This window comes from Devosia ginsengisoli, assembly GCF_007859655.1.
GTDB lineage: Bacteria > Pseudomonadota > Alphaproteobacteria > Rhizobiales > Devosiaceae > Devosia > Devosia ginsengisoli.
This window is the reverse complement of record NZ_CP042304.1, coordinates 578,984-597,701: the sequence shown is the minus strand read 5'-3', so window position 1 is coordinate 597,701 and position 18,718 is coordinate 578,984. Positions and strand designations below refer to the sequence as shown.

Below are 18,718 nucleotides of genomic sequence, written 5' to 3'. Positions count from 1 at the left end.
GCCATACCAGATCGTTCCCCCCGAATGGCGGCCAACCCAAATCTCAGTTAACGGCAAAATGGTCGTAAAATCGTCATGACGCCGGTCGCGCCGACATTGCCGCGCCAGGCAATCCTCACCGCAGGAACCTTGGTGCCAAACCGCGTCGATGCCCAGCCACCCGATGGCGGGCCTCCTTGGGTCACGGATACCGTGCCTTGTGGCAGGTCAATGGCCAGGCAGACCTGGCCAGCGCGGCGACATACTGCCGTATTTCCCGTTAGCTCGACCTCGATATCTGGCGCGCACTGCCAGACAATTTCCGCCACATCAGTGTGCCGGCCGATCAGTCGGTCGACGATCCGGATAGCGCCGCTGTCATGGCCAACCTCGCGCCGGTGGCGAACGCCAAAACGCTTCTCATAACCATCGTGCTCGGCCACCCAAAGCCAGTCGGGCTCCTCCGAACGTTCAATCAGCCGCGCTTTGGCCTTGCTCGACCAGTTGAACGGCCCGGACATAACACTCTGACTCTGACCCGCAATGTTGAGCGTGTTGTGCGCCGGCGTCGAGCGGAACCAGCTCCGCCAGTTCCCGCCCGAGCCATAGAGATAGGTGCCCGGATCGATCAGCACCGGCTCACCGTCGAGATCAAGACACAGCGACAGCGCATCGGCATGTCCGTGAGCGGCGATCGAAAGATATCCCAGGGGGCCATGATCGAAGCGCAAGCCTATCAGATGGTCTCCGAGCCTTCTCCTCCATAGAGATAGCCCCCCTCTTGATAGACGAAAAGTCCTTCCGGCGACGCGTCGGGCCCGGAATCTGCCGCAGGAAAGAAAAGGGCGCGAAAATCCTCATGGGTGACGGGAGATCCACCGCAATAGCGGTTGATCGCACTGGCGACGGTTATGGGATAATCGTCCTCGCGCCCCAGGCAGACCACCCTGCCCTCATCGTCATCACCAAATCGGCCCGCACCCAGAACGAAAATGAAGTCGGCAAAGGCTCGCAACCGGTCGTCAGTGTCTTGCGGGAAAGGATCGCCCCTTTCTCGGGCGGCCTGTGCGCAATGCAGCACCAGCTCGGCGGTAAAGGCCCCATAGGTTGGTGACTGCTCGGCGCCCGTGCCATCGCGCAAAATCTGCTTCTGCAGTTCAGCGCGTAGCTCGGCAGAGGCCCCTGAAGAGGCTGTCATCTGGTCGCGGAACAAGGCGATTAGATAGAGGCCAGCCAGTTCAGCCACGCGGTGGTTGTTGGCGGAAGAATGGTGTGAGGGGAAATGCTCCAGCCAGTGGGCGCTCGCCGCCAGGATCCGGGTCGCCTGCTCGCGCGTTTGCGGCGAAAGCTTTTCCTGCACCAGGTCGAGCATGGCGAGAATATTGACGGCCCGCAGGGCAATCTCGATGCCCGACATCCAGGCAATCCCGCGAAAAGGAGGATTGTGGGCATACCAACTTGCCAGCAGTTCTTCTATGGCCGAAAGGCGAGACGAGGTGCCGTCCAGGCAATAATCGGCAGCCAGAACAGGCAAAATCTGCAGCCTGTTGACTTCCCAAGCGTATTTGATGTCGCCCTTGCCGCCGCCATAGTCGATCCGCACGTCAAAGCAATAGGTTTCCGAACCGGGCCAGCTCGTCTGGCTGACTGGATCGAGATGCCACAGCTGGTCGTAGGGCGCAGCAAGGGCGGCCTCTGGCCAGGTTTGCCCAAGCGCCTCAAACCGTCCTGATAGGAAAGCATCAGCCGAGGCCGCGATCTGCTCCCGCTGCCCCGGTGAGGCGGACATCACCCTGGCATGCAGGTTTTGCCAGATGGGCCGAGCCTGCGCAGAAGGAAAACCGTGCCATCCCTGGTGCCGTTTTTTTATAGCCGTCTTGCGCCACCTCTCCCGCACGCGGTGCAGGATTTCGGCAGGTCCCATGCTGCGCAGACGATTGAAGTACCAGCTAAGGTTCACGGCATGCCTGTTGTTTTGGCCTCCATACACCACGATACCAAAATGCCTGCGTCCTCCATGCCTATTCGGTTAATATCAGCCCGCCATTTGGAGGTTTCATGGTTCGTCTGTTTCTGGCCCTTCTTGCCAGCCTCACCTTGGCCGCCGCGACTTTTGCCCAGGAAAGCGGACCTTCCCTGCGCCGCGGTGTGAGCGTGCATGAATGGCTTAACTGGTCGCCGCTTGAAGAAGACGGTAGCTACCGCTGGCCGCCGTACCGCTCGATCGAGGAATGGCTCTCCGGCGGCAGGCCGCTGTCCGACTGGCCAACGGGCGATCAATTCACACGTATCCGTGAAATGGGTTTTGACTTCGTGCGGCTGTCCGTCGACCCCGGTCCGCTTCTGGCCACGCAGGGGGCGAAGCGGCAGGAGGCCCTCGACGTGCTCAGGGCCGCGGTAGGGCAAGTCACCGGCGCCGGTCTTGCCGCGGTGCTTGACCTGCATGCCGTAGGACAGAAACCCGAATACAGCCTTGCCGGGCTGGATAGCAACGCGAACAGTGAAGGGACCAGGCGCTATCGTGGCATGGTCGCCGATGTCGCCGGAATGCTGGCGATGTTCGGCACCTCATCTGTTGCCCTCGAACCGTTCAACGAGCCTGGCTTCTACCCTTGCGGAGCGGACAGCTCGGGTGAGTGGCAAAAGATCATGGCCGCCGTGGTGTCCGATATCCGCGCCGTTTCGGCCGACCTCACTGTCATTGCCACTGGTGCTTGCGGGGGCAGTATCGCCGGCCTTATCGATCTCGACCCTAGCTTTGACGACCCGAGCATCCGCTACAGCTTCCACATGTACCAGCCACACAGCTTTACCCATCAGCGGTCGGACGATCCGGACGGCTTTGTGTCCGGCTTGCCCTGGCCGGCGGCCACGGGGAGCCTGACGAGGTCAATCGCTGAACTGAAAGCGCGCATGCAGGCAGATAATGTGGATCCTGTTGTCCAGGCGCTCAATCTGGCCGCTTTCCAAAAGATCGCCGCGGATTATTTTGCGGCCGATGCCGGACAGGCGCAGCTCGATGCATTGCTCGACCAGGCCGTGCGATGGGCTGAAGAACACGATATCCCGACCGAACGGCTCTTCATGGGCGAATTTGGCACCATTCTCATGACGCCGGATGGGCGCATGGGCGCACATAACGTGGATCGGCTGCGCTATCTCACCGCCTTGCGCAAAGGGGCCGAGCGTTTCGGCATACCCTGGTCGATCTGGGAATATTCGAACCCCTATGGCATGTCCGTCATTCTGCCCGAGGGATCGGCCGAGGCGGATCCCGATCTGCTGCAGGCATTGGGCCTCAGCCAAGCCCGATAGCCCAGCCTTAAATCGGGCGCAGCGGCACGGTCATTTGCTTTCCGCTTCCGTGATCCGGCCAACCTCCAGAGCGCTGGTCGATCTCTGCCGTGCCGCCACATGGCGCCAGACCTTGCATATCGAGTCGGCAAAGATCGCCGGATGAAGCCGGTCGCGATGCGTCGCGCGGGCAGCCTCGCCGAGACGCCGGCGGAGGTCGGGATCATCGACCAGCCGCACCAATGCCTTGGTCAGTGCCTCGACGTCTCCGGGCGAAACCAGAAGGCCGGAATGTTCATCGGCGATGATATCCCTGACGGCACCAACCGGCGTGGTGACAATTGCAAGGCCAGACCCCATGCCTTCGATGACGGAGACAGGCAGGTTTTCGGCAAAGGAAGGCAGCACCAGAATATCAGCGCTCGACAGCAACTCCGCCACGCGCTGTGGTCCGACCCATCCGGGAATATCCACCCTATCGGCCAGCTCCATTTGGCTGATGGCGTTTCGCACAGCGTCGACATTGCCGTCGCCGGCAATGGTTGCCCGCCAGGCCGGGTTGCCCTGCATGCGGCCAAGCGCCTCGCAGAGCTGGGGAACACCCTTACGGTCGCCGAGACGGCCCAGAAACAGGATATGCACCCCCTCGCCACCGCCGATATGAGGCAGCGTCGGTGGCGCACTGGCATTGGGCACGATGGTAACGCGATCGCCGATGTCACGCGTCCGGCTCAGGATGAAATCCCGCCAGACCGTGCCAAGCACCACCACATTGGCCGCGCCTTCAAACAGGGCGCGGATCGCCATGCTTCCGGGCCCGCTTGCCTTCCAGAAAGTCTGGTATTCGGCACCATGCAGATGCAGTACGTAGGGCACTCCAAGCAGGTGCGCGGCGCAGGCAATCACCATCTTGCGATACGTGCTGCCCTTCTGCGAGAGATTGATGTGGACTACATCGAGCTCACCGCGCTTTTTCAATGCGAACATGGTGCCACAAAACCGTAGCATCTGGAACGGCGAGAGCCAGACGTTTCCTGATCCTCGGCTTTCCAGGAAACGCACGTTCATCGTCTTCTCGTCCGAGTCGATCAGCGCCTGTTTGAGCGTTCCCATAATGCGGTCGATCCCGCCCTGGCCCGTCGTACCCGATGGCGTCGCAACAATGACATGCAAGGGACGAGTCATTTGAAAATTCTGCGTCATGCCCCGACCTTAATGCAGCAAATCACGACCCAGAAGAAGAAGAGCAATATGGGGTTTACGCCTAAAATTTTATTCAAAATGTGAGAATTTACATTACCAGGTGGAAGTCCTGTTCGGTAGCGGCGGAAATATCTAAAGTTTCACCATGCTGTTGCGCTCCACCGTCATCTATGCCCCGGCGATCTTGTTCACGCGCCTGTCGGCGCTGCTGCTGATCGTCATTGCTACTCGCCTGCTCGATCAGACCGAATACGGGCTTCTGACACTGGTGGTCACCATCGGCGAGATGACCGATGTTGCGGTCACCAACTGGCTGCGTATTTCTCTATTGCGTCTGGGCGGCAAGGGCAGAATTTCTCGCGGCAGTCTGGTCGTGGCCGGTCGTGTTCTGGTGCTCACCACGGTTCTGGGCGTTGCGGTTTCCATCACGGCCGCACGGTTCGTGGCTCCGGACCGCTGGGCGGAATTTGCCACGGCAGTCGCCACCTATCTGGTCGTCGGCGCCATTGGCCGCCTTGCCCTCACCGTGCTGCAGATGCAGCAGCGTCACTCGGCCTATTCCCTTCTCGAATTCCTGCGCTCGGTGCTGCAGCTTGGCCTGCCCGTTCTGGCGCTGCTCGTCTTTCCGGCAACCTTCACGGTGGTTTCCCTAGGGTCCAGCGCCGGCACGCTGCTTGCCGGGCTTGCGGCTGCGGCAGTTGCGCTCCGCAACGTCGTGCCGGGCCCGTCCCGTTTCACCTATCGCGAATTTATCGCTTTCGGCACCCCGCTGGTGATCATGGCGGTGGTCAGCTTTGGTGTAAACAATGGCGAACGTCTGTTCCTCAATGCCTACTATGACGCGGGTGCCGTTGCTATCTTTGCCGTGGCCTATGCCCTTGCCCGGCAGCCCATCGATATGGTTTCCAACGCAGTCCAGATGGGCGCGTTTCCTGAAATGGTCAGCCGCTTTGACACGATAGGGCCGGATGCTGCTGCTTCCTATCTCTCGGAGATGCTGGCGCTCATCTTACGGCTCTGCCTGCCTGTCGCGGCGCTTCTGGTCGCGCTCAGCAGCGACATTGCCGCCCTGGTCCTGCCGGCCGACTATCACAGACAGGTGGCGGTGCTTTTTCCAATCATCGCCGCGTCGGTACTGTTCTCCAATATCGGCAGCTTTGCCTTCGCCAACGTTATCCACGCGCATAAGCGCCCCTGGCTCCTCGTCTATATCGATGGAGCGGCCTCCATCGTCACCATCGGCCTTTCGATCCTGCTCATTCCCCAACTCGTCGAGATCGGCGCGGCTCTGGCTCTGGCCGGTGGTACATTGACCAGTCTGACTATCACGGTGTTCATCAGCCGACGCCTCACGCCGATACCAATACCGTGGCAGAGTGCCGGACAGTCGCTCGCAATCGCCGCCGCTTCAGGATTGGCGGCATATTTCGCAAGTGCCTCCATCGGCGAGGCCTGGCCGATCGTTCATCTCATGGCGGGCGGCACGGCAGGCGGCGCGGTCTTTCTCGCGCTCAATGCTGCGCTCAACCCAAAGGCAACCCGTAATTTCGCGCTCAAGCTGCGTTTACGGTTGGCGCGGTTCAGCACTTGACAGCTCGTCCAGAATTCCTCGCCGCTGCGACCCTCGAATACGAAGAGCGGGCCTAATTGCTGCATGGCCTGCGGACGGCGGCGATATCGCGCGGAATTCGACGTGCGGCAGCAACTTCTTTTTCGTGCCTGCACGAAACGTACGAAGTCCGGCACAAAGCCTGCATGGAGCCGGTTGTGCCGGAGCCCTGGTCGGCATGAAGTATCCTGCAAAGCCGCGCCACGAGCAGCGGCGGGAGGAGTACCATGTCAGACCACGCTGCAGACCATCGGCATCACGACCATGGTCATCATCACCACGACGACCATAACGACCATGACCATGACGACCATGATGGCCACCATCACCACGCCTTCGACTGGCTGATGGGCGTCCGCATTGCCTTCGTCGCGCTCTGCGCGGTCGCTGTCCATTTCCAGTGGCCCGACGCCAACCCGCCGCTGCTGATGATTGGGGACCAGGTCTTCCTGCCGTTCAGCTGGTGGGCCCTGGCCGGCATCGTCATCGGCGGCTGGCCCTTGCTGGAGGAGGCATGGGAAAGCATCCTTCGGCGCAAGATGACCATGGAACTGTCCATGGGCATCGCCATCCTGGCCGCGGCCTATACCGGCTACTTCTTCGTGGCGCTGATCATTACCTTCTTCGTGCTGGTGGCAGAGGTGCTGGAGGGCATGACGCTGGAGCGTGGTCGGCGCGCCATCCGCAATCTGCTGGAACTCCTGCCAAGGCAGGTGTCGGTGCGCCGAAACGGGCAGATCGCCGAAGTGGACAGCAGCACGCTGCGGCCGGGGGATATCGTTCTGGTGGCTCCCGGCGCACTGATCCCCGTTGATGGACGAGTGATTGGTGGCAGTTCGCATGTCGATGAATCCCGCATTACCGGGGAGTCGATGCCCATCGAAAAGCTGGTGGACGACCACGTCTATGCCGGCAGCATCAACCGCTCCGGCGCGCTGGAAATCGATGCGCGCTCCATCGGCAAGGACACCAGCTATGGCCGCATCATCGAGACCATCGAGCAGGCCGAACGGTCGCGGGCACCCATCCAGCATCTGTCCGACCGGCTGGCGGCCTATATCGTCTATGTCGCGCTGGCCTTTGCCGTCCTTGAATACTGGATATCCAAGGGCGACGTGAATTCCACCATTTCGGTTATCGTCGTCGCCGGCGCCTGCGGCGTTGCGGCGGGAACGCCGCTGGCCATTCTTGGGGCCATAGGACGCGCCGCGCGGCTGGGCGCCATCGTCAAGGGGGGCGCGCATCTCGAAACTCTTGGAGTCGTCGACACCGTGGTGCTCGACAAGACGGGAACGCTGACCTTCGGCAAGCCCGAAGTCGTTGCGATACACCCCGCCGACGGCATAGAGGAAGGCGACCTGCTGGCCGCCGCCACGATGGCCGAGCTGCGCTCCGAGCATCCCCTGGGCAAGGCCGTCATCGGCCTAGCGCAAGCGCGCGGCATCACCATCGCGGAGCCGGAGACATTCTCCTACACGGCGGGACGCGGCATTGCTGCGGTCAGTCAGGGCGAGCGGGTGCTGGTGGGCAATCGCGACTGGCTATTGGAGAATTCGGTCTCCGTCCAAGCCGGCGAGCTGCCGCGCGGATCGACCCCGATCCATGTGTCGCGTGGCGGGCGCTATCTGGGCAGCATCAGCGTCGCCGATACGGTGCGGCCCGAAGCGGCACGCGCCGTCAGCGCGCTGCGCGAGATGGGCATTCGCACCGTCTTGCTCACAGGCGACACGGCAGAGGTTGCCGACGCTGTGGCGGCGCAACTCGGCATTGCCGACGTCCGCTCACGCCTGCTGCCCGAGCAGAAGCTCGAACACATCAAGACGCTGGTGGCCAGCAACGCCGCAGTGGCAATGGTCGGCGACGGGGTCAACGATACACTGGCCTTGGCGGCCGCCAATGTCGGTGTTGCCATGGGCTCCGGCACGGCCGTGGCTCGGGAGCAAGCCGATATCGTCCTGCTCGGAAACGATCTCGAGCGCTTCGTGGAGACGGTCGCGCTGGCGCGGCGGACCCGGCGCGTGATCTGGTTCAACTTCGCGGGCACAGTTGTCATCGACGCGATCGGGATCCTGCTCGTCATGACCGGGTTTGTCGGCCCGGTGCTGGCGGTCATGATCCATACCGGCTCGGAACTGGCCTTCATTCTCAATTCGGCACGCCTGCTACCCATGGGCAAAAAACCTGCCCATGCGCATGAAGAGCGTAATATCGCCGCGGCGCCGAGCGCTCAACCAGCCGAATAGCTAACCGGGAGGGAGCGGGGGCACCAGTCCCTCGACATCCCCGAACCCTTCCCCGTCTGCCTTGAGCACACCGCGGAACAGGCCCGCCGGGCGACCATCCCGCAGCGGATTGGATTTGACGGCAACTTGCTCGCCCGGACTGAAATAATTGGGCCTGATACCTTGCCGCATCAGGCCGGGCGGACCATCCATCTCGAAACCGCGCAGCGTTTCAACGCCTGCATCGTCCACCACGGTAATGAAAAGCCAGCAATGGGGGTTGAGGTAGTCGAACTTGACGACCGTGCCTTCAAAAATCGCCACTTTTTCGAGGTCGAACAACGCATAGGAAGGATGGGCATAGACGGGGACAACCGCCGTGCCTGCGCAGAATGCCACTGATCCGGCGAGGAATGTCCTTCGATGCATGATCATGGTGGCAGTGTGCCCGCTCGTCCCGGCTCTGGCCTGCACAATCCCGCCGTCAGGGCTGGCCCGGCTCCAGAAGTACCAGCCAGTCTTCGATATCGATCTCCAACGGTAGGATCATCCGTACGACAGCGTTGTACCAGGCCACAGTGACCACCAGTTCTACCTGCTCCTGCAGCGGCAAGGCCCGGGTGATGCGCGACCAAAGCGCCGCGTCGGCTCGGCCAGTCGTCGTCACCGCACGAGCATAGTCGATCACGGCCAATTCGGCTTCGCTATAGCGCCCGGATTGTTCCGGCTGTGAAAGTCCGGCGAGCTTGGCCGCGCCCAGTCCGGCCCGAACCGCTGAATTGTGGTGATGGGCGAGTTCATATTCTGCCTCAAGCACCTGCCCGACCGACAGCACAGCCAGTTCGCGCAGTTGCCGATCGAGCGCCGTCTGCTGGCGCAGCGCCGTGGCCATGGTCAGCACCGCGCTGGCTACTGCCGGCGCATTCGCCAGCGCCAGAAAAATATTCTCGACCGGCTCGCCACGCTCCTGGGCCAGCCGGTCGAACAGGGCCGCATCGCCATCCTGCGGCCCACGATAGGGAACCCGGGCCACGCTAGCGGGAGAGCACGGCGCGAAGGGCGGTGCGCAAGGCCGCCTGGCAGTCGGCCGTCGTGTCCATGGAACGCCAGGCCACGAACTGATCGGGCCGCACCAATACGCAGCCGCCATCGGCTATTTCCGAGCTGTTGGCCCAATCGCCAAACGGGTCCTCATAGTCGCGGCCGGGACCGATGGAAACCGCCGTCAGCGGTACACCCAGCTCCGCTGCCAAGGCTTCGGCCGCCGCGACCCAATCGTCGCCGCCGATGCCGGTTAGCAGGGTGAACCGCCCCTGCCCTACCAGATCCAGCGTAGAGACCTGACGGCCGGAACGCTCCAGCCAGACATGCGGCAGCCGCGCGCCTGGATAGGTGGTGGCCTGGTAGATCAGTTCGGGATCCTGCGTGAAGGCCGGCGCAGCCGAGCCATCGCTTACCACCGCGGAGGACTGATATCGCTGGTTCATTTCCACGCCATGGGCGTCGAACTCATAGACCTTGTAGGCAATGGCATCGCGCAGAGCCTTGCGGCGGGACCGGCCTTCGACGTCGGGGCGCTTGCGCGACTCCATATTGGCCCGCATCTGGTCGACATCTTTGGTCGAGAGCAGACCCAGCGCCTGAAAGATCGGTCCGGTTTCACCGATGGACTTGTTGGCACGATCCACCACCTGCTTACCGATCGGCGCGCGCTCGGCATTGTAGCTGTCGAGCAGCTTTTCGCCAGCAGCGCCATTGAGCACCAGCGCCAGTTTCCAGGCGAGGTTGAAGGCGTCCTGGATTGACGTGTTGGACCCCAGACCATTGGACGGCGGATGGCGGTGCACCGCGTCGCCCATGCAGAACACCCGGCCGCTGGAATAGCGTTTGGCATACATGTGGTTCACCGTCCAGGTGGAATAGCCGGTGATCTCCACCGGAATCGTATCGTCGCCGACCAGCGAATGCACGACGCTGCGGGCGAAGTCGTCGGTCATTTCCGGGGGCGGCTGGTCGATGTCGTAGCCCCAGACGATAAGCCACTCGTCCCAAGGCCGCACCATGCGGACGAGACCCATGCCGATGCCGCCGACATCCGAGCCTGGTTGCAGCACCCAGTAGAGGACGCTGGGGCGATGGGCGACATATCTAGACAGGTCGGCCTTGAAGGTGATGTTCATCGAACCGCCGACACCCATCTTGCCGACCATGGGCAGGCCGATATCCTGTGCCACCTGCGAACGGCCGCCATCGGCGCCGATCAGGTATTTGGCGCGAATCTCGAACGTCTGGTCGAGCACCCTGTCCCGTACCGTGACGGTGACACCGGTCTCGTCCTGAATATGGCTGAGATATTCCGTGGAGAGCCGCGCCTTGGTGCCGCGCTTGGCGGCGGCGCCGAACAGCACTGGCTCCAGCAGATCCTGGGGGATATCGACCATCTCGGTCGGGCTGGCCTTGAGGTGGCGGGCCTTGGAGTGCGGATCGTTGCCCCAGCTGCGCATGCGGCCCAGTTCCTCGCCGGCAAGGCTGGCGCAGAACACATTGTTGCCCATCAACTCCTGATGGGTGGCGTAGAGCATGGCCTGCTCTTCCAACCCCAGGTCGCGCAACACTTCCATAGTGCGCTGATTGGTGATGTGGGCACGCGGGGTATCGGCCAGCCAGCGGTAGCGGGTGACCAGGGTGTTGTCGATGCCATAGGTCGAGAGCAAAGCGGCTGCCGAGGAGCCAGCCGGGCCGCTGCCGACAATGAGGACGCCGGTTTCAAGCATGGTCATATCCTCAGCGCTGCGGCTTCAGGCCGAAATGGTGTTCGAGGCTTTTCCACGGCCCAGCCATGGAGCGGTTCTCGGGGGCGCTGCCACCGTCATGTTCATCCAGCGTCACGATCAGCGACTGCTTGACGCCGAACACCGCGTCGCTGTCGAGATAAGGATCGTTGTCGATGAACAGATGGGTCACGAGCGTCTCGTAGCCGGCGGCGGCAATCATGAAATGGATATGAGCCGGCCGGAACGGGTGGCGGTTGGTGGCGGCCAGCATATCGCCCACAGGGCCATCGGCCGGGATGGGGTAGAATTTGGGGACGATGGTCCAGAACGCCATGCGGCCGGCGGCATCCGTACGGAAACGCGCGCGCAGATTGGCGCCTTCGATCTCGGGCCGCTGCACGTCGTAGAAGCCGTCGTCGTCGGACTGCCAGACATCGACCACGGCATTGGCCAGCGGCTTGCCGTCGGGCGAGGTTACGACCGCGGCCACATGCAGAGGCACGCCTTCCTCGCCGCCCGAGATATCGGCACCGTTGCTCAGCTCGGGCGGGTTCTGCACGTAGAACGGGCCGAGGACCGTGGTTTCGGTGGCGCCTTCGGGCATACGGTGGTTGATGGCATCAACCAGCATGGATATGCCCAGCGTATCGGACAGCAGGATGAATTCCTGCCTTTTGTCATCGCTGATCTGGCCGGTGCGGGTCAGGAACATGATCGCCTCCAGCCACTCGTCCATGCTGAGATCGACGTCACGAACGAAGTCATGGGCGTGGCGGACGAGGCTCTGCAACACCTGCTTGAGCCTCGGGTCAGGGGTGTTCGCGAAGCGGTCGAGCACTGCCTGGGTGATCGAATGCTCGTCGAAGTCGCGCGTGGACAAATCGGCCTCCTCTGCGCGGCGCCCGGGACGGTTGTTCCGTCATCCGAAAAGCGAGCCGCTGCAATTGCTTGCGCCCAGGAGAAAGCCCGGGCGTCAAGATTGAGGATTAGCCAAGCCGGTAAGCCCCGGCCTGCATGATTTGCCGGGTTCCTTGCATGAAATAACCAGACTGCTTCAGGATTGTGCGCGGCGCCGGAAGGCAGCCGGGGTGGTCTCGAAGCGGCGCCGGAACAGCCGCGTCAAGTGCTCCTGATGGGAGAAGCCGCAATCGACCGCAATCGCGGCAATCGGCTCCCGCGTACGCTGCAGCAGGGCCTGCGCCATGTCGAGCCGCAGGTCGATCAGATAGGCATGCGGCGGGCGCCCGAAGGCGTCGCGGAACTGCCGCGACAGATGGCTGGGGCTGCGCCCTGCTGCCTTGGCGAGGTCGGCCAGATTGAAGGAGCGGGCGATATTGTCCTGCATGTATTCAAGAGCGCGGACCACGTCGGCGCCGACATCGGGTTGCCGGCTGGATTTCAACCGCGCCTGGGAGTGGCGGCGGACCAACTGCGCCGCGATGGTGCGGGCCAGATGGTCCATATAGATGGCCGTCGCATAGTCGCCATCGCCCAGTGACAGGGTGATGGCATCGAGCATGCCGGTCAGCGCCGGATCGTCATCGACAATATCGGCGGGAATTTCCAGCAAGGCCGGATCGCCCTCCACCATATCGGCCGCCACTTCCTCGATCACCTTGCGGCGGACATAGACATGGACCGTGTCGAGTTCGCCCATCAGACGCACATTGAAGGGAAGCCCGCCGGGAAACAGATGCACGCCGCCGGCCGGCACCACATGCCGCTGCGGACGCCCGTCGTCGAGCCGCTCCACCGCCACCGGCCCGTTGCGGTGCAGCACAAGCAACTGATCGCGCACCGGAGGGAAGTGCCCTTCATAGGGCTGTTCGCGCTGCGCCGAGGCGTAGAGGGATGACCAGCCGTGGCCGTCGCATGACACGCGCATGCGATTTTCCGACCGCATGACGATGCCATGTGTCTCACGCACGTCGAATGCCGCCGTCGCCATGCTGCGCCTCCTCCATCCGCCCGCACTGGTCTGCGCCAGTTACCGGGGATGGCAGCCTAGTCGGCACATCCCGTTGCGACAAGCCAAAACATATGACCGGCCCACCGTAAAACCTGCGATGCAAAAGCAAGTTTTGCAGATCAGGAAATATATCTGAAATACTTCTCATAGATGCCAAGTTTTAAGGCTCGATCGTGCATATATTTATCAGAAAACATGCAGGAACTATCTTGATACAAGAAATATCGTTGGAGGGATCATCCATGGAGGAGTGATTGCAGGTGCCTGCCGCCGGCCCGACCAACCATCAATGGCGGAGGAGGAAGACTATGGGAGTGAAGAAAATTGCAATGGCATTTGGCGTGGGGCTGTTGCTCGCGACCAGCGCCGTCAGCATCGCCGTCGCCCAGGGCGTGCCGATTCCAGCTGCCACACCACCGATCAACGCTTTCACCACATCCGAACAGCACTACCAGTATCTGCTCGATGCGGCCCATGGCGGCACCAAGCATACCTATGAATCGGTACCGAAGTGGGAAGGCCAGTGGTCGCCGGGCGGCAACAACATGTTCAGCCTGTTCCTGGTCGATGGCACCATGGCCGCAGCGATGGCCCCAGTCGATGCCGTGGTCAAGGAAGGCGTGCTGACGCCAGCCTATGAGGAAGCCTACAAGGCGCGTCGCGCCGAAATGGTGGAATTCGGCGAGCAGCCCTATGACCGGCTGACGCACTGCGAATATCCGGGCCTCGCCCGCTGGTTCTGGGAGCCCTATACCCGCGAATTCGTTAATACGCCCGACCAGTCCTGGTTCCTGAACGACTTCATGAACGAGAGCCGCCGCATCTATATCGGCGCGGAGCATATGAACCCCTATGGCACCCATTCCTCGACCGGCGACAGCATCGGGTTCTGGAACGGCAACAAGCTGATCGTGAACACCAAATACGTGCTGCCGGCCGACTATCTCCGTGGCGCGCCGCTCACCTCCAATAAGCTCGAAACCGTCGAAATCTGGGAGATGAAGACGCTCGATAACGGCATGAACCGCATCGAGGTCAACGTCACCTTCTATGACGAGCATGCGCTGCTGAAGCCGGTGACCACCATTTATACCTACAACCGGCGTCCCGATCTCGAGAATGCCGGCGCCCGCATCCGCAACTGGGAATGCGAAACCACGTCCAATTCCTACGAGGACGCAGACGGCAACACCAACTACCTGCTGCCGGGCGACCCCGGCTACAAGGACGCCCGCGGCTATACGGCCTTTCCGGAACTGCCCGGCCAGTCGCGCGATCCCAATAATGAAGCCCTGGGTGCCGACGGCATGCCCGAGCTCGAAGGCGGCCAGTGAGCCACGAACGGGCGCAAGCAAGACGCTTGCGCCCTGCCGCTCCCACCACAAGGATTTCGAGGTATCAAATGAAGCATCTTCCTATCCTGGGCGCCCTCGCCCTCTCGCTGGGCATCGCCGCCCCCGCTCTCGCCCACCATTCCTTCGCCATGTTCGACACCTCAAGGCAGGTGATGGTCGAGGGGGTGGTGGAAACCTGGGCCTTCAACAACCCCCATGCCTGGCTGTTCATCACCGTCGAGAACGAGGGCGAGACACAGCGCTGGGGCTTTGAAGGCTCCGCGCCGGTCAGCCAGATCTCCCGTGGCATCACCGGCGACACGTTCAAGCCGGGCGATGTCGTCCGCGTCGTGATGTGTCCGCTGCGCGACGGCCGCAATGGCGGGCACATGGCCTTCGTCAAGCTGTCTGACGGCACGGTGGTTACGCCGAACGATGCCGGCTGCCCGGCCGGCGACAACGTCAAGCTGTGGCAGGACAATGGCTGGCTCGACAATGCGCCCAATTTCGAGGCGCACCTGATCGAGGGCAAGGAAACGCCATCGGCGCTCCAGAGCTCACCGACCGGCACCGAAGCGCCGGCACAATAATCAAGGCGAGGCGGGCCACGGCCCGCCTCAGCCATTTTCGAGAAGAGATCTCATGGACAGTTTCGCCAATGCCCTCGCGCTGACGCCTTTCAGCGTTTGGATCCAGAACACGCTCTGGGTCGTGCCCTGGGTGCAGACAATCCACATCGTCGCCATCGCACTACTGCTCTCGTCGGTCTTCATGATCGACATGCGCATTCTCAACCTGACCGGCCGCGGCCAATCCATGACCGAGACGGCCCGCCGCTTCATCCCCTGGGTCTGGATCGGCTTCATCATCCTCTTGCTGAGCGGCACGGTGCTGATCATCGGCGAGCCGGTGCGGAGCCTGCTCAACGTATTCTTCTGGACCAAGATGGCGTTGCTGGCCGTGGCTTTGCTGTCCACCGCCATGTTCCAGGTGACGCTGCGCAGCCACCCGGCTATCTGGGAGGAAACCCATGCGCGCCGCAGCTTCGTGCGCGTGCTCGCCGTGGCGGCGCTGCTGGTCTGGCTGGGCATCATCTTTGCCGGGCGGTTCATCGCCTATGCCGACAATTTCTTTCCACCCGTCTACTGACCGGCGAGGCTGAAATGGACTTTTCTCCGCTTTTCCGCTGGCTCGAGGCACTGCAGTTGTCGCAGGCAATCAAGTTCTCGGCCTGGATGTTTCCCACCATCGAGTCGCTGCATGTCATCGCCATCGCGCTGGTCTTCGGCGTCATCGCAATCGTCGACCTGCGCCTGCTCGGGGTGGCCTCGCGCAGCCGGCGCTTCACCGAAGTCGCCCATGATTGCCTGCACTGGACCTGGGCAGCCTTCGTGCTTGCCCTGCTGACCGGCGGGCTGATGTTCGCCTCCAACGCCACGACCTATGGCGGCAATACGCTGTTCTGGTGGAAGATGGGCCTGCTGGTGCTGGCCGGCATAAACATGTTCATCTTCGAACTGGTCACGGCCCGCAGCGTCACCAACTGGGACGCGCCGGATGCGCGCGTTCCCGCCGCCGCCCGCATCGCCGGCCTGCTGTCGCTGGGCCTGTGGCTCGCGGTGATCGCAACCGGCCGCTGGATCGGCTACACGCTCTACGCCCTGCCCTTCTAAGAATTTTAGCATCGGTGAAAGGCCCCGGCATCGCTGCCGGGGCCTTTTTCATGCACGGGGCTCGCCCCACGTCCCGCCACCTCGCTTACCGACCGTCACGCACACCGGATCGCGCGCGTCACCCTCGAGCCTGACCGAGAGCTCTATCCTTAAGGCGCGCTCAGCAAATGCAGTGCCCTCCCTTAAGCCCGAGGGTGACGCGCAGCGGGCGGGCAAAGCAAAAGGCCCGCCGTGAGGCGGGCCTTCACATTCAAGCTGTTGACCGATTACTCGGCCAGCATGCCTTCGGCGATATCGATGATCGCCTTGGCGGAGTCGGCATTGTTGGTTTCGGCCATCAGGAAGTGACCGGTGCCGGGGGCGCCGACATCTTCCATCTTGACCAGCTCGGCAGTAACACCGGCCTGCTGCAGCGAGGCCAGGGCACAGACCTGCGGCGCGCCGAGGAAGCTGTTGGGCGTCGAAACCAGCGTCACCGGGATGCCGGCCAGGTTGGTCAGCGTGCTGACAGCGCCTTCAGGCTGCAGCTTGCAGCCATCGGCGCCCTCGACCGGGACGAAGTCGGCGGTCAGCGGGGGGTCGAAGGTGAGGCTCTGGGCCTGGCTCAGGCCATCGGAACCCGAGGCTTCGATGGCGATGATGCCGGCGACCTTTTCGGGGTTGAGGTCGGCGGCCCAGAAGCCGCTGCCGCCGCCGGCCGAGTGCAGTACCAGGATGGCCGGACCAACCTTGTCGAGCAGTTCGGAGAGGTCCTTGGCGGCGATCTCGTTGCCGGCATAGGGCGTAGACGACGAGCCCTTGAGCCAGCCAATAACGCCTTCGCTGGTCGGGGTAACTTCACCGCCAGGGAAATTATCGGAGGCAGAGAGGCGTGCGATGATGCCCGAATTGGCCGAAGCGATCTGACCGTCGCCATAGCTGGCACTTGTCGGCGAGCGGCCATAGCCGGGGCGATCGACCCAGTAGGTGTCAAAGCCGGCATTGACGAAATAGTTGCGCCAGCCGTCACGCCCGTCGGGCGTCGAGAACCAGTCCGAAGCCTGGCCGCCGCCGCCATGGACGAGGATCAGCGGAATGTCATGCTTGGCTTCGGCCGGCAGGGCGTAGCCGACATACATCTGGTTGGTGACGCTGACATTGCCTTCGGCATCGGGCTCGCTGACCACGGCGCCGACATAGAAATTGCCCAGGCCGCGCAGATGGAGCGGACCGGCCTCGCCGGCGGCAAAGGCCGCAGTTGAACTCAACAGGATGGCGAGCCCCGCGGCGCCGAGAATTTTGGTAGATTTCATCCGAACATGTCCTCCCGTTCGTATCGAGCGCGGTCTGTGCCGCTGGTAGCACGCTATGAGGTAGAGCCTTGGCGGGCCTGCACAATCAGACCCGACCCTTTGCACAAACCCGACTGTCCGGTGCCAGAAAAAGCTCGGGGCCGCCATGGCTTGCACCATGGCGGCCCCGATTGCATGCCACGCCTGGGGGTCAGCGCGGTGCGGGAACGGTGATGGGCTCGAGCGGCGCCACGATCTCTTCGCGGCGGCTCTCGAACCACGGCGGCAACTGCAGCTTCTGGCCGAGTTCGGCGAGCGGCTCGTCGGTGGCAAAACCGATGTCACAGGTGGCGAATTCCGTCAGGATCCCGCCCGGCGAGCGGCAATAGACGGAGTGGAAGTAATTGCGGTCCTTCTGTTCGGAGGCATCGGTATAGCCGAGCCCCTCGAGCCAGAGCTTGAGCTCCTTCTGCCGCTCATCGTCGGCTACAGCCAGGGCGACGTGGTGCACGGTGCCTTCACCGAAGGTCCAGCTGCCCTGCGGCAGGTTGGCATCGTGGCGCAGCACGATGGTCTTGCCCGGCCCGCCTTCACCGATGCTGTATTCGATATAGTCGCCTTCCTGGTTGGTCTTCTGGAAGCCGAGCGCATCGACGAAATAGTCGTGCTGCGCCTGGGTCTCGCGCACCGACATGACGACGTTGTGGAAGCCCTTCACCGAATTGGCTTCGTTGATCTCGTCAGTGGTCCAGCCGCCGCGCGTATCGCGGTTGTCGCCGATGATCTCGAATTGGAGGCCGGCGGGATGGGCGAAGTGGATCAGGTTCTTGCCGAAGCGCTTCTCGATGCCGTTATGGGCGACGCCGTATTTGCTCAGGTGCTTGACCCAGAAGTCGAGCGAATCCTCATTGACGCTGTAGGCTGTCGTGGCGACCTGGCCGGAACCGCGGCGACCCTTGCGGCCATCCTGGCGGTAGGGGAAGGTGGTCATCACGGTGCCGATCTCGGCATTCGCATTGGCATAGTAGAGGTGATAGATCGGCGCCTTGCCGTCGAACAGCACCGTCTGCTTGATCATCCGCTGCCCGATGACACGGGTGAAGAAATCGATGTCCTCCTGCGCCGTTGCCACGCACGAGGTGACGTGGTGGATTCCGGTGACGAGCTTGTGTTCCTCGCGCATTTTAACTCCCTTTCGTTTCTGACCCGCAACGCATTGCCGAGCAGTCGTTCTCATTGATGAGCCACTATTGCCGGGATTGACGACAGTATTGGCCCGTTGAGGCTTGCCGGCAGGACCGCTGTTTTCGGATCGCCAAATTGAAACAGGCTGACGCGTTGTATTGAGAGACGCAGCAGCAGCTTCGGCCAAGTCGAGAACGTTACAGGT

Annotated in this window: 17 protein-coding genes; 7 read left to right on the top strand and 10 right to left on the bottom strand. The window is 62.4% G+C overall.

What is annotated here, in order from left to right:
• Positions 1-47 precede the first annotated feature (47 nt).
• Both FPZ08_RS22255 and FPZ08_RS22250 read right to left on the bottom strand, forming a co-directional pair.
• The gene (locus tag FPZ08_RS22255) at positions 48-716 is read right to left on the bottom strand and encodes a heparinase II/III family protein (protein ID WP_484068196.1); all 669 of its coding nucleotides are present in this window, start codon (positions 714-716) and stop codon (positions 48-50) included.
• The gene (locus FPZ08_RS22250) at positions 716-1,939 is read right to left on the bottom strand and encodes a heparinase II/III family protein (protein WP_246132790.1); all 1,224 of its coding nucleotides are present in this window, start codon (positions 1,937-1,939) and stop codon (positions 716-718) included. Before FPZ08_RS22250 ends, FPZ08_RS22255 begins: the two co-directional genes overlap by 1 nt.
• A gap of 98 nt (positions 1,940-2,037) precedes the next feature.
• Between FPZ08_RS22250 and FPZ08_RS02945 the strand changes: the two genes are divergently transcribed.
• Complete coding sequence (locus FPZ08_RS02945) at positions 2,038-3,294, top strand: glycoside hydrolase family 5 protein (RefSeq protein WP_146288601.1); 1,257 nt, start codon at positions 2,038-2,040, stop codon at positions 3,292-3,294.
• 30 nt (positions 3,295-3,324) lie between these two features.
• Here FPZ08_RS02945 and FPZ08_RS02940 read toward each other — a convergent pair whose 3' ends face one another.
• Complete coding sequence (locus FPZ08_RS02940; RefSeq protein ID WP_246132789.1) at positions 3,325-4,476, bottom strand: glycosyltransferase family 4 protein; 1,152 nt, start codon at positions 4,474-4,476, stop codon at positions 3,325-3,327.
• A gap of 145 nt (positions 4,477-4,621) precedes the next feature.
• Here FPZ08_RS02940 and FPZ08_RS02935 point away from each other — a divergent pair, with 145 nt between their 5' ends.
• Entirely contained in the window at positions 4,622-6,067 is a 1,446-nt protein-coding gene (locus FPZ08_RS02935) for a lipopolysaccharide biosynthesis protein (RefSeq protein WP_146288600.1), read from the top strand.
• Between the two features lie 245 nt (positions 6,068-6,312).
• Positions 6,313-8,328: a heavy metal translocating P-type ATPase gene (locus tag FPZ08_RS02930; protein WP_146288599.1), complete on the top strand. Its 2,016-nt coding sequence runs from the start codon at positions 6,313-6,315 to the stop codon at positions 8,326-8,328.
• Here FPZ08_RS02930 and FPZ08_RS02925 read toward each other — a convergent pair whose 3' ends face one another.
• The 5 genes from FPZ08_RS02925 to FPZ08_RS02905 all read right to left on the bottom strand — a co-directional run bounded on the left by FPZ08_RS02925 (position 8,329) and on the right by FPZ08_RS02905 (position 13,029).
• The gene (locus tag FPZ08_RS02925; protein ID WP_146288598.1) at positions 8,329-8,742 is read right to left on the bottom strand and encodes a DUF6152 family protein; all 414 of its coding nucleotides are present in this window, start codon (positions 8,740-8,742) and stop codon (positions 8,329-8,331) included.
• Positions 8,743-8,791: 49 nt separating this feature from the next.
• Complete coding sequence (locus FPZ08_RS02920; RefSeq protein WP_186767186.1) at positions 8,792-9,340, bottom strand: carboxymuconolactone decarboxylase family protein; 549 nt, start codon at positions 9,338-9,340, stop codon at positions 8,792-8,794.
• 1 nt (position 9,341) lies between these two features.
• Positions 9,342-11,087, bottom strand: coding sequence for an FAD-dependent oxidoreductase (locus tag FPZ08_RS02915; protein WP_146288596.1), 1,746 nt, complete (start codon positions 11,085-11,087; stop codon positions 9,342-9,344).
• Positions 11,088-11,091: 4 nt separating this feature from the next.
• The gene (locus FPZ08_RS02910) at positions 11,092-11,961 is read right to left on the bottom strand and encodes an intradiol ring-cleavage dioxygenase (protein WP_146288595.1); all 870 of its coding nucleotides are present in this window, start codon (positions 11,959-11,961) and stop codon (positions 11,092-11,094) included.
• A 174-nt stretch (positions 11,962-12,135) separates the two neighbouring features.
• Positions 12,136-13,029 carry a helix-turn-helix domain-containing protein gene (locus FPZ08_RS02905; protein WP_146288594.1) on the bottom strand — a complete coding sequence of 298 codons (894 nt, stop codon included), beginning with the start codon at positions 13,027-13,029 and terminating at the stop codon, positions 12,136-12,138.
• A gap of 350 nt (positions 13,030-13,379) precedes the next feature.
• Between FPZ08_RS02905 and FPZ08_RS02900 the strand changes: the two genes are divergently transcribed.
• From FPZ08_RS02900 to FPZ08_RS02885, 4 genes are all read left to right on the top strand, one after another.
• Positions 13,380-14,384, top strand: a complete 1,005-nt coding sequence (locus FPZ08_RS02900) for a hypothetical protein (RefSeq protein ID WP_146288593.1) — start codon at positions 13,380-13,382, stop codon at positions 14,382-14,384.
• 68 nt (positions 14,385-14,452) lie between these two features.
• Positions 14,453-14,974, top strand: coding sequence for a DUF6152 family protein (locus tag FPZ08_RS02895; protein WP_146288592.1), 522 nt, complete (start codon positions 14,453-14,455; stop codon positions 14,972-14,974).
• A gap of 52 nt (positions 14,975-15,026) precedes the next feature.
• A complete protein-coding gene (locus FPZ08_RS02890) occupies positions 15,027-15,533 on the top strand; it encodes a DUF6644 family protein (RefSeq protein ID WP_146288591.1) in 507 nt (168 codons plus the stop codon).
• A 14-nt stretch (positions 15,534-15,547) separates the two neighbouring features.
• Entirely contained in the window at positions 15,548-16,057 is a 510-nt protein-coding gene (locus FPZ08_RS02885; protein WP_146288590.1) for a DUF6644 family protein, read from the top strand.
• Positions 16,058-16,323: 266 nt separating this feature from the next.
• On the opposite strand, the gene FPZ08_RS02880 is transcribed toward FPZ08_RS02885, so the two are convergent.
• Positions 16,324-17,349, bottom strand: a complete 1,026-nt coding sequence (locus tag FPZ08_RS02880) for an alpha/beta fold hydrolase (RefSeq protein ID WP_186767185.1) — start codon at positions 17,347-17,349, stop codon at positions 16,324-16,326.
• A 190-nt stretch (positions 17,350-17,539) separates the two neighbouring features.
• On the bottom strand, positions 17,540-18,511 hold the full coding sequence (locus FPZ08_RS02875) for a ring-cleaving dioxygenase (protein WP_146288588.1): 972 nt from the start codon (positions 18,509-18,511) through the stop codon (positions 17,540-17,542).
• Positions 18,512-18,718 lie beyond the last annotated feature (207 nt).